General features: G+C 58.6%; 10 protein-coding genes. All 10 read left to right on the top strand.

Features of this window, described 5'->3' with window-relative positions:
* Positions 1-44: 44 nt before the first annotated feature.
* The 10 genes from AC1PQG_RS15655 (at position 45) to AC1PQG_RS15610 (ending at position 11,636) form a co-directional block, all read left to right on the top strand.
* Positions 45-3,002, top strand: a complete 2,958-nt coding sequence (locus AC1PQG_RS15655; protein ID WP_481118747.1) for an O-linked N-acetylglucosamine transferase family protein — start codon at positions 45-47, stop codon at positions 3,000-3,002.
* 42 nt (positions 3,003-3,044) lie between these two features.
* A complete protein-coding gene (locus AC1PQG_RS15650) occupies positions 3,045-3,545 on the top strand; it encodes a methyltransferase domain-containing protein (protein ID WP_481118746.1) in 501 nt (166 codons plus the stop codon).
* A gap of 51 nt (positions 3,546-3,596) precedes the next feature.
* Positions 3,597-4,184, top strand: a complete 588-nt coding sequence (locus AC1PQG_RS15645; protein ID WP_481118745.1) for a GNAT family N-acetyltransferase — start codon at positions 3,597-3,599, stop codon at positions 4,182-4,184.
* A gap of 30 nt (positions 4,185-4,214) precedes the next feature.
* The gene (locus AC1PQG_RS15640) at positions 4,215-4,631 is read left to right on the top strand and encodes a sugar 3,4-ketoisomerase (RefSeq protein WP_481118744.1); all 417 of its coding nucleotides are present in this window, start codon (positions 4,215-4,217) and stop codon (positions 4,629-4,631) included.
* Entirely contained in the window at positions 4,628-5,725 is a 1,098-nt protein-coding gene (locus AC1PQG_RS15635) for a DegT/DnrJ/EryC1/StrS family aminotransferase (protein ID WP_481118743.1), read from the top strand. Before AC1PQG_RS15640 ends, AC1PQG_RS15635 begins: the two co-directional genes overlap by 4 nt.
* Before the next feature lie 12 nt (positions 5,726-5,737).
* Positions 5,738-6,835 (top strand): hypothetical protein, encoded by a 1,098-nt coding sequence (locus AC1PQG_RS15630; RefSeq protein ID WP_481118742.1) that lies wholly within the window; start codon positions 5,738-5,740, stop codon positions 6,833-6,835.
* A 21-nt stretch (positions 6,836-6,856) separates the two neighbouring features.
* Positions 6,857-7,600: a DUF5672 family protein gene (locus tag AC1PQG_RS15625; RefSeq protein WP_481118741.1), complete on the top strand. Its 744-nt coding sequence runs from the start codon at positions 6,857-6,859 to the stop codon at positions 7,598-7,600.
* Between the two features lie 100 nt (positions 7,601-7,700).
* The gene (gene fcl / locus AC1PQG_RS15620; RefSeq protein ID WP_481118740.1) at positions 7,701-8,681 is read left to right on the top strand and encodes a GDP-L-fucose synthase; all 981 of its coding nucleotides are present in this window, start codon (positions 7,701-7,703) and stop codon (positions 8,679-8,681) included.
* Positions 8,678-9,799 carry a GDP-mannose 4,6-dehydratase gene (gmd, locus tag AC1PQG_RS15615; RefSeq protein WP_481118739.1) on the top strand — a complete coding sequence of 374 codons (1,122 nt, stop codon included), beginning with the start codon at positions 8,678-8,680 and terminating at the stop codon, positions 9,797-9,799. The genes fcl and gmd overlap by 4 nt, the downstream gene beginning before the upstream one ends.
* On the top strand, positions 9,789-11,636 hold the full coding sequence (locus AC1PQG_RS15610; RefSeq protein ID WP_481118738.1) for an efflux transporter outer membrane subunit: 1,848 nt from the start codon (positions 9,789-9,791) through the stop codon (positions 11,634-11,636). Before gmd ends, AC1PQG_RS15610 begins: the two co-directional genes overlap by 11 nt.
* The last annotated feature ends 43 nt before the right edge of the window (positions 11,637-11,679 follow it).

Below are 11,679 nucleotides of genomic sequence, written 5' to 3'. Positions count from 1 at the left end.
CGTGGATACCATTACAGATCAAGTCTAATTTGATGGTGAGACCCATGGTGTCAGAGTCCGGCATTCACGACGAACTGCTAAGCTTGATTTCCACTGCGCTTGAGCTTCAAAGGCAGGGCGTGCTCGACAAGGCTGAGGCTGCTTTCAGAGAGGTCTTGCGAGTCAAGCCGGATGAACCCGTTTCCCTCTATTCCCTGGGGGTGATTCTGTACGGCAGGGGGGAGTTGAAGGGAGCTCTCGAGCTGTTCGGCCGTTGCGCCAGCACTTCTCCCGGATTTGCTGACGGCTGGTTCGGCTATGCCAATGCCTTGCAATCGTCCGGTGAGCGCGAACAGGCGCTGGCCGCATATGACAAAGCAATCGAGGTGCGGCCTGAATATATCGGGGCGTTGATCAATAGCGGCGTGCTGCTGCGTGACATGCACAGGCACCGTGATGCCCTGAGCCGCTTCAACCGGGCACTGGAAATTGAGCCTGACAACCCGAGTGCTCTGGGTAACAGTGCTATTTTATTGACCGAATTTCGGGAGAGTGCTCGAGCCATTTCCCAACTCGAGCGTCTGGTGGCACACCATCCGGACTACGATTATGCTTTCGGGCTGCTCGCCTACGAACGGCTGCATATCGGTGACTGGACTGATTTCGAGAGCCTGCGCCAGCGCATTCTCGTGGGTGTCCGGGAAGGAAAGCGGGTCTGCAAATCCCTGGCCTTCATGGCTCTCTCCGATTCGGCCAAGGATCAATTCGACTGTACGAAGATCTTTGCCAGTCACTTCTGCCAGCCAGCACAACAGCCGTTATGGAACGGAGAGGACTACAAGCACAAGAAATTGCGCATTGCTTATGTGTCCCCTGACCTCCGTGAGCATCCCGTCGGGCATTTGATGTGCGGGATTTTCGAATGCCATGACAAGACACGGGTCGAGACCATCGCCATTTCCTTGGGGGTGGATGACGGGAGCAGCCTGCGTGCGCGAATGCTGAATGCGTTCGATCATTTCATCGATGCACGGGCAATGTCCTCTCGAAAGATCGCAGAGAAGATGCGCGAGATGGAGGTCGATATCGCCATCGACCTGGCGGGCTATACGTCGGATTCGCGCATCGATATTTTCTCGTGGAGACCGGCGCCGGTTCATATCAATTTCCTCGGCTATCCGGGGACCCTGGCCGTCGACTACATGGACTACATCTTGGCGGATCGGCATGTGATCCCACAGGAGAATCAACAGTTCTTCAGCGAAAAGGTACTTTATCTCCCCGACTCTTATCTGCCGACCGACCGCAACCTGAAAGTCGCCGAGGCAACGCCCAGTCGTGAATCCTGTGGCCTGCCGCCCGAGGGCGTTGTCTATTGCTCCTTCAGTCATGATTACAAGATCTCGCCGCCCTTGTGGAAGGTCTGGATGTCCTTGCTGCAGAAGACGCCGGGAAGTGTCTTGTGGCTTGTCGCCCGTAATGAACTGACTCGAGCCAATTTCCGCCGTTCTGCCCAGGAGTTCGGGATTGAACCGGAGCGCTTGGTGTTCGCCGAGCGTGTGCCGCGTATCGAAGACCATCTTGCGCGTTATCGGCTTGCAGACCTGTTCCTCGATACATGGCCTTATAACGCACACACGACCGCGGCGGATGCTTTGTATGCCGGCCTGCCTGTGATCACCTATATGGGAGATGCGTTCCCGTCGCGGGTTGCTGGCAGCCTGTTGCATGCCATCGGTCTGCCCGAACTGGTGACGGAGTCGTGGGAAGACTATGAAGCCCTGGCGCTGAAACTCGTTTCGGACCGCGAATTGCTCTCCGGGTTGAAGGTGCGCCTGCTCGCCAACAAGGCGACTCATCCACTTTTCGATACTGAAGGCTTTTGCCGAAATCTTGAATCAACCCTGTTTTCCGTCGCACGCACCAGCATCCTCAGCGAACAGGACGAAGCTGCGCATGATGCCTGCGCCTCGTATTCCGAGCATTCCGTCAGCCGTCTGCTGCAGGACTTTGCCGGGCAGCATGTCGCCCCGCTGGAGGCCCGACTGGCCCGCAGGGAGCGCACGCTGGAGGAAATTGCACGTGTGCTTTGTGCCGACAATGTTGCGGACGACGGTCCCGCGGGCCGTGTCGCACAGCTGTTGCGCAGAGAAGGGCTCCTGCCGGGCAAGGATGCGGCTCCGACGGCCGTCGAGCGCTTGTATACGGCGCACGTGGACTTCGATCGCGTGAACACGCAAAACGAGAAGGAGTTTGAACTCTTCCAGCGCACCGATATCGTCGGGTGGTGGAGAATGAAGCGCTTTCTCGAGCCCGTATTCAAGTGTCTTTCCCATACCAAGAAGGATCGTTGGATGACGGTTGGCGATCCTTTCGGAGCAGATGCGTACCATATGACTCGAGAAGGGTTCGAGTCTGTGCTGCCGACGAGCATCGGCGATCATTTGCTGAAGCAGGCCAAGCAACGGGGGCTCATTGCCGACTACCGGGTCGAAAACGCCGAGGCCTTGACGCTTGCTGACAATTCTGTCGATTACGTGCTCTGCAAAGAGGCATACCATCACTTCCCGCGTCCAATGTTGGCTTTATATGAAATGCTGCGGGTGGCGCGTAAGGGGGTGGTGCTGATCGAGCCGCAGGATCCCGTAATCGACAGTCCGATTCATGTGGGCGATCTGCCGGCTGGCTATGAGGCTTCGGGCAATTACGTGTATACCCTGTCTCGCCGGGAACTGCACAAGGTCGCCTTGGGGCTGGATTTGCCGGCCGTCGCAACGCGAGGCCTGTACGACATGTGGTATGAAGGTGTCAGTGAAATCGCGGCCCAGGAAGACAATCCTGGTTTCGTCGAGTACCGACGGCAGGTCGAGGATGCCGAACTCCTTTGCTCCCGGCAGCAGCAGAAATATAATTATCTGCTCGCGATCGTCTATAAAGAGCGGCCGGATATCGATCTGGCGCAATTCCCGGAAGGCTGGTCGATCACTTCCTTTCCCGGCAATCCGTATATTTCAAGAAAATGATCATGAGCATACAGTCTTTTTTTCATGCTCGGAGGGGCGCGCATGACACGGTCGCTTGATCTGGGGTGTGGTCCTCAGCCGAAGAATCCATTCAATGCCGACGAGCTGTATGGGATCGACGTACTCGAGGACCTCGAATCCAACATCCGTTGTGCAGATCTCGTCGTCGAGCCAATCCCGTTCGAGGACGAGTTCTTCGAGTATGTGACTGCTCATGACTTCATCGAGCATGTGCCGCGCTTGATCTATGCGCCGGCGCGCAGAAACTCCTTCATCGAGCTGATGAATGAGGTCTATCGTGTCTTGAAGGTCGGTGGGATGTTCCTTTCGCTAACCCCTGCCTACCCGAATGGCGTGGCCTTCAGGGACCCGACTCACGTGAATATCATCACGGACGAGACTTTCCCTCTTTATTTCGACGACGTGAACCGTTGGGCTGCGACCTACGGCTTCAAGGGGGCGTTCAACATCCGTATCCAGGAGTGGAGAGGTCCGCATTTGCTGACGGTCATGCAGAAAGTGCCTCTTCCGCCTGCAGCCTGAATTTCCAGCGCATAGGCGGAGCGGACATGCTCAATTTCCGGGAGGGCGATCATGGTGAACGATGACTCATTCGTAATTCGCAAGGCCCTGAGGGTCATAGGCAAGAGCCTTGCCTTTCGGAATGCTGCCGTTGGAGATGCGGAGTTCATCCTTTCTCTGCGTACCGATGAGGACAGATCCCGGTACTTGAGCTATACGTCCCCGGATCTGCGCGCTCAGCAGGACTGGCTGGCAAAGTATGCGGAGGCGTCCGATCAGGCGTATTTCATCATCGAGAGCCTGGAAGGCGAGCCCTTTGGGACCGTAAGACTGTACGATCCCAAAGGCGACAGCTTTTGCTGGGGGAGCTGGATTCTCAAGCGTGATCGGCCTTCATGGGCGGCCATGGAGTCGGCCTTGATGGTGTACTCATATGCTGTCGATCATCTCGGCTTCCATCGTTCCCACTTCGATGTCCGCAAGGGAAACGAGAAGGTCTGGACGTTCCATGAACGCTTTGGCGCGGTTCGGGTTGCCGAGAACGAATTGGACTACTTTTACGAGCTGGGCCTGGATGCCATCCGGACTTCGCTGGCGAAGTATCGCAAGTATCTGCCTGAGTCGGTGAGCGTGGAGTGGCTGAATACCGTTTCAAATTGAGAGATTCCTCTCGCCGAAGATGGAGTTCATATGCCTTTGAATGACTGCCGGATCCTGGAGTTGCCCAAGATCCACGACCCGCGGGGTAACCTCACTTTCATCGAGGGAGATATCCACGTTCCCTTCGGTATTCAGCGGGTTTACTATCTGTACGACGTTCCGGGTGGTGCCGATCGGGGGGCACATGCTCATCGGAATCTTCATCAGTTCATCGTGGCCATGTCGGGTAGCTTCGACGTCGTGCTTGACGACGGGGTGGATCAGCGCCGCTTTCACTTGAATCGTTCGTATTTTGGACTTTATGTTTGCCCGATGATGTGGAGGTATCTGGATAATTTCTCATCCGGCGCCGTTTGCATGGTGCTTGCCTCGTCGAGGTACAGCGAGGCTGATTACATCCGGGATTACGATGAATTCATGGCTGCGGCGAAGGTGCTGCGTTCATGATTCCGTTTCTGGATCTGCAGGGACTCAACGAGTCCCTGTCAGCCGAGTTCCAGGCCGGCCTGGCGCGGGTACTGAGTTCCGGTCAGTTCATTCTCGGCCCGGAAGTGGAGGCTTTCGAATCCGAGTTCGCTACCTATTGCCAGGCCAGGTATTGTGTCGGCGTCGCGAATGGCCTGGATGCATTGCATCTGATCCTGAGGGCTTACGATATCGGGCCTGGTGACGAGGTCATCATTCCGGCCAACACCTTCATTGCGACTTGGTTGGCGGTTTCCTATTCAGGTGCGCGTCTGGTGCCGGTGGATGTCGTGGCCACGACCGGCAATATCGATCCCGCTGCCGTGGAGGCTGCAATAACCCCCCGCACGCGTGCCATCATGCCGGTCCATTTGTATGGGCAAACGGCCGAGATGGATCGGCTGATGGCCATTGCGGAGCGCCAGGGGCTGAAAGTCATCGAGGATGCGGCGCAGGCGCATGGTGCTGTCCATCATGGACGCAGGGCAGGGGCCTTGGGGCACGCCGCGGGCTTCAGCTTTTATCCCGGAAAGAATCTCGGGGCGCTGGGGGACGGTGGTGCCATTACGACGTCTGATCCCGCATTGGCGGAGCGTTTGCGTGTGCTGCGCAATTACGGGGCGCAGCGTAAGTACCACAATGAGCTCCAGGGGTTCAATTCCCGTCTGGATGAGTTGCAGGCCGCCTTCCTGCGCGTGAAGCTGGCTCGCTTGGACGAGTGGAATGCGTCGCGGGCGCATGTGGCTGAACGATATTCGGCCGGGCTTGGGGATGCGGACGTCGTGCTACCCACGGTCTTGTCCGGCAATGTGTCCAGCTGGCATCTCTTTGTTGTACGTAGTGAGCGCCGGGATCTCCTTCAGTCCAGCCTTGCCGAGGCGGGGGTGCAGACGGGCATTCATTACCCGGTTCCGCCCCATTTGCAACCGGCTTATGCTGAATTGGGATATGCCGCCGGCAGTTTTCCCGTGACCGAGATGTTGCATCGACAGGTATTGAGTCTGCCCATGGGGCCGAACCTCGGCGATGAGCAGGTGAATCGGGTCATTTCGGCGGTGTGTGCTGTCCACAATTGATGCGTTGATCCGATGACTACGTCCAAGAATCCCCACGAGCTGATCGCTGAACTGGCGGCGCTGAACAAAAGCATCCATGAAATCCTTCAGGATTCTTACTTTGACTCTTTTGCATTGCTCAAGCGTGGTCAGGTCGAGGAGAAGATTGCCGGTGGCCTGTTCGGTGATTTGAAGCGCATTTATCTCGGCGGGCATTTGAAGAAATGTCAGCCATTGGTGGCGGGGCGCGAGTACATTCCGCTGCCTCAAGACTTTCTCTCCAGCCCAGACCTGAAGTTTCCGGCCGGCAGCCTGCTGTTCCTGACGAACAATGATGTCGGGACCGACCTTGCCCGCTACATGGATTTCTATAATCGCAATCCGGACGTGCTGACAGTGATCTGGGATTGGGATTCCCAGCACTGGATCCAGATGAGTGCGATGCTGGCGATGAGTTGCGACTTTTACATACCGGCTTCGTCCGAGAATGTGTTCCTGTTGTCGCATTTCAATCCGTGCTCGATCGGGCCGGTTTTCGTCGGCGTTCACCAGTGGTCCAGGCGGTTTCTCGTCGACAACTTCGACACGCTGCTCGCTCCACGCAGTGATGAGCCTTTCGGACCTCACGCTTTCTATGGCAGCTATGAACGGCGGAACCGTGCTGTGGTCACGGTGGGCAATACATTCCCGACCGTCGGTTTCGTCACCAACGATTACAAGGGGCGTTCCGACCTGGATAACCTGCGGGAATGGTCCGCGCACAAGACGCACTGGATTGCGCCTGTGCTCGGGGGCGTTCCGATCCGTGTTTACAACGCGCTGATGGCAGGGGGCATCCCCATCGTGCCGTCTTTCTATCGCAGCCTTCCCGAGGTCGCGCTGCTTGGGGACGTTCCTCTTTTTTACGAGGTGTCGGATCTGATCAGCCCGCGCGAGGTGAACGCGCAGGCGGTCGCGAAATTCGATGCTGCGGGAGAGAGCGGCCTCATTCAACGGATTGCGTCGGCACTGGATCGGCACCATGTGGACAGCCGGTGTGAACAGATCCTGGCGACGCTGGAGCGTTTCATTGCCGCCATTGCGAGCGGTGACCGCAACTTCGAGGCGGGCTATCTTGGCCTTAAGGTTTGACGGATTCCGGTCGCTGTTCCGATGGCAATGCAAAAGACGGTCATTCTAGTCCCGATATATAAGGCTCAACTCGATCGCTTCGAGAGCTACTCCCTGGACGTCTCTCTGGCGACGCTGGGAGGACGCCACCCTGTCCTTTTCATTGGGCCGGAGGGGCTGGATATTTCTGCTTATCAGGTGCGCTATCCTGGAATGCAGTATCTGCCATTTCCTGAGGAGTCCTTTGCGTCGATTCCCGGATATAACCGCCTGTTGCTCAGTCCCGATTTCTATCGGCGCTTCCTCAACTACGAGTTCATGCTGATCCTGCAGACCGATGCGATCCTGCTGCGGGATGAACTGGACTTGTGGGCGGCCCGGCCGTTCGATTACGTTGGTGCTCCCTGGCCGGAAGGTGTCGAGCTTTGGGTGAATGCAGGTGTCTTCGAGGGGGATCGAGGCAAGCGCACCCGGGCCCATGTGGGGAATGGGGGGTTATCCTTGCGGCGGGTCAGGTCCTGTCTGGCCCTGTTGGAAGAGTTTCAGGATGTGGTCGGGGTCTTTGATCGCACGGGGTCCAGCGAGGATCTGTTTTTCTCCATCATGGGAGGATTGTCTACGGACTTCATCCTGCCCAACGAGATCATGGCTTCGCACTTCTCGCTCGAGCTGAGTCCTTCTTTTTATTACGCCGTGAATGGCGGCAAGGTGCCGATGGGGGGGCATGCGTGGTGGAAGTACGAGCCCGCGTTCTGGCATCGCTTCCTGCCGGATGCCCCGCGGTAAGCGGGTGAATGCGGTTTTAGCGCCCAATGTCTGGAGTGATTGTGATGTTTGAGCCCGTACTGTGCGCGGTTCGGGCTCCTTTTGGGCAGGTCCCGACTATATGAACGCTCCTTTTGGGCCCAGGGTCTATGTTGCGGGTCACCGCGGCATGGTGGGAGGCGCCATCGTGCGCGAATTGTTGGCTCAGGGGTGGGCGCCTGAGCAGATCGTGACCCGGACTCATGCCGAGTTGGATCTGACCGATCAGGCCGCGGTGCGTGCCTTTTTCGAGTCGGAAAGACCGGAAATGGTCTATCTGGCTGCGGCCAGGGTGGGGGGCATCCATGCCAACAATACGTATCCGGCGGAGTTCATCTACCAGAATCTCATGATCGAAGCGAACGTGATCGATTCCGCCTTCCGGAGCGGTACGAAGCGCTTGTTGTTTCTCGGGTCGAGTTGTATTTATCCCAAGCATGCATCCCAGCCGATGGCGGAGGATGCATTGCTGACGGGGACGCTGGAGCCGACCAATGAGCCTTATGCGGTTGCCAAGATCGCGGGGATCAAGTTGTGTGAGAGCTATAACCGTCAGTACGGTGTCAGCCACGGCGTGGATTACCGAAGCGTGATGCCGACCAACCTGTATGGGCCGGGCGACAATTACCACCCCGAGAACTCCCATGTGATTCCTGCGCTCATCCGCCGTTTTCATGAAGCGAAGATCGAGGGGCTTCCGGCCGTGCTCATCTGGGGAACCGGGACGCCCAGGCGTGAGTTCCTTTACGTGGACGATCTGGCCACCGCCTGCGTCCACGTCATGGAGACTTCTCCCGAGAACTATGCGCAGCATGTCCAGCCGATGTGCAGCCACCTCAACGTGGGAAGCGGTGACGAAGTGAGCATTCGCGATCTGGCTCTCACGATCGCCCGCGTTGTCGGTTACCACGGTGAAATCCGTTTTGATGCGGAGAAGCCGGATGGGGCCCCTCGCAAGCTGATGGACAGCGGCCGCTTGCAGATGCTTGGGTGGCAACCGAAGGTGGATCTGCTGTCCGGGCTTGAACTTGCCTATGAAGATTTTTTGAAGAGTTGCACATGACAAACAAGGTGGCGCTGATCTCCGGCATAACGGGGCAGGACGGTTCTTATCTGGCGGAGTTTCTCCTCGATAAGGGCTATACGGTGCATGGCATCAAGCGGCGGGCCAGCCTGTTCCACACGCAGCGGGTGGATCATATCTATCAGGATCCCCACGTCAGCAATGCCCGTTTCCGACTGCATTACGGTGACCTGAGCGATACCAGCAACCTGATCCGCATCATTCAGGAAACGCGTCCGGATGAAATCTACAACCTGGGCGCGATGAGCCATGTGGCGGTGAGCTTCGAAAGCCCGGAATACACGGCAGATGTGGATGCCATTGGCACATTGCGCATCCTTGAGGCCATTCGCATTCTGGGACTGGAAAAGAAGACCCGCTTCTATCAGGCGTCGACGAGTGAACTGTATGGCCTTGTCCAGGAGATGCCGCAGCGGGAGAGTACGCCGTTCTATCCCCGCAGCCCCTATGCGGTGGCCAAGCTTTACGCCTACTGGATTACGGTGAATTACCGGGAGGCTTACGGGATCTACGCCTGCAACGGAATCCTGTTCAACCATGAAAGCCCGCGTCGTGGCGAAACGTTCGTCACCCGGAAGATCACCCGCGGATTGGCCAACATCGCCCAAGGGCTTGAGCAATGCCTGTACATGGGCAACATGGATGCCCTTCGGGACTGGGGCCACGCCAAGGATTATGTGCGGATGCAGTGGCTGATGCTGCAGCAGGAGCAGCCAGAAGATTTCGTGATCGCGACGGGCAAGCAGTACAGCGTCCGCCAGTTCATTCAATGGAGCGCGGAGGAACTGGGGGTAAGGCTGCGTTTTGAAGGAAACGGCGTGGACGAGGTTGCCGTCGTGGAGAGTATCGAGGGTGACAAGGCGCCGGAAATGAAGCCCGGGCAGATCATTGTCAGGGTTGATCCCCGTTATTTCCGTCCGACCGAGGTGGAGACGCTGCTGGGGGATCCGACGAAAGCCAAGGAGAAACTCGGCTGGGAGCCCGAGATTACCGTGCAGGAGATGTGTGCCGAGATGGTGGCGGGAGATCTCGCCGATGCCCAGCGCAATGCCCTGTTGAAGAAGCATGGCTATCACGTGAATGTGAGTGTTGAATAAGGTGCATCGTTCGGCTGTAAGCCTGCTGATGGCGGCCGTGTTGAGTGCGTGTGCGGTCAAGCGTCCGCATTACGACCTGCCGGCGGTGCCCTTGCCGGCTGAATACCGCAATTCGATGCCGGTGACGGCGGGGGATGAGCTGCGGTCCGTGCCGGAGGCGGCTGCGCTACCGCTCGACGTGGTCAGCTGGTGGCATTCCTTCGGCAATCCGGAGCTCGATCACCTGGTGGATCGGGCGCTTGCGAACAACCCGGATATCCGCATCGCCACATTACGCATCGCGCAGGCCAAGGCCCGTGCGGATCAGGCCCGGGCTGGCCGGCTGCCGTCCGTGACGGCGCAGGCCTTGACCGCCAAGCAGGCGCCAGGAGGGACCGTGGGTTCGGTTCCGGTAGGCGGCGACGTGCATCAGTCGCAGCGCTCCTATCAGGCAGGCGTGCAGGGGCAATGGCGTGTCGACCTGTGGGGCGAGATGGGCGCCTTGGCCGATTCGGCGGAGTTTCAGCTGTGGCGTGCGGCATTCGAACGCGACAATGTGCAGCGGACGCTCGTCGCCAGTCTGGCGTCGAGCTACATCGAGTTTGTTTCGCTGAATGATCGACTGGGGCTGGCGCGGGAGACCGAGGCCGCATTGAAGTCGACGCTGGCGACGGTGGAAAAGCGCGTTGCCGTGGGGGATGCGACTCTCGGCGAACTGGAACAGCAACGCGCGGCGATCTTTTCGCTGCGGGCCACGATCCCGGCATTGGAGCAGCAGCGTGAAGAGGCGCTCAACTCGGTGGCCTTCCTGGTCGGAACGGTCCCGGCGACCCTTGCGCTGTCGTCCGGGGGGCTGGATTCGCTGGCGGTGCCCACGATCAATGCCGGTCTGCCGTCGGCGCTGCTGTTGCGGCGCCCCGATGTGAGGGTGGTGGAGGCCCGCCTGCTGTCCGCAGATGCGGATATCGATGTGGCACGCGCGCGTCTGTTCCCTACGCTCGATTTGTCGGCACAGATCGGCTATAGCAGTTTGTTCCTGTCCCAGATGTTTCAGCCGCAGACCTTGTTCTGGAACATGGTGGCCAGTACGTCCGCGAGTATTTTCGATGGGGGGCGTCGCGCCAAGGAAGAGGACTTTTCGCAGGCCATTCACGAAGAATTGGTCGAAACGTATATTCGAACGATTCACCAGGCATTGCGTGAAGTGGAAAGCGGGCTGGCGGGCATTCGATTGCTGGAGAGGCGCGTGCTTGCCCAGCGCGAGGCGGCGGAGGCAGCGCGCCGGGCATGGGAGATCAGTCTCAAGGTCTATGCCGCCGGCGGCCTGGACTATCTCGGTCTGCTGGACGCGGAACGAACCTACCACCGGCACCTGGATGAGCTCTTGCGGATGCGCATGGAGCGCTACCGGGCCTACATCAATTTGTTCCAGGCCCTGGGTGGAGGAGGTGTGTCTGAGCCGACGCCCCCGGGCAATGAGGGGGCGCTTGCGGCTCAGGCGCCACAGCAAGGGCGTTCCGCTGCAGGCCCGTCGAGCGCCCCTGCAGGAATCGTGTGGGAGAATGCCGCCGGCCGTTCCGTGGCGGCGGCGTGGCGGGTGGAGTTGCCGGCGCTCTATCTCCAGTCGACGGTCCCTGCCGTGTGGCGGGATCTGCGTTCACGTTATTCCGCGCAGCTCGAAAACCGCGAGCTGCGTCCGGTGCAGGTCGGTCGCGTCGAAATGTCGAAGGATGTCCAGGAGGCTTGGTACCGTCTGTATGTCGCACCGTTTGCGCTTGCCTCCGACGCCGAGGCATTTTGCCGTACCTTGCAGGCGGACCAGCAGCGTTGTCGCGTGCTTCCGCTCCGGACGCCGTGAGCCTTCTTCCGGCATGAGCCGCTATTCCCGATAGAACTATGTT

The organism is Zoogloea sp. GDB6, assembly GCF_056724105.1.
This window is presented reverse-complemented; position numbering and strand designations above follow the sequence as displayed.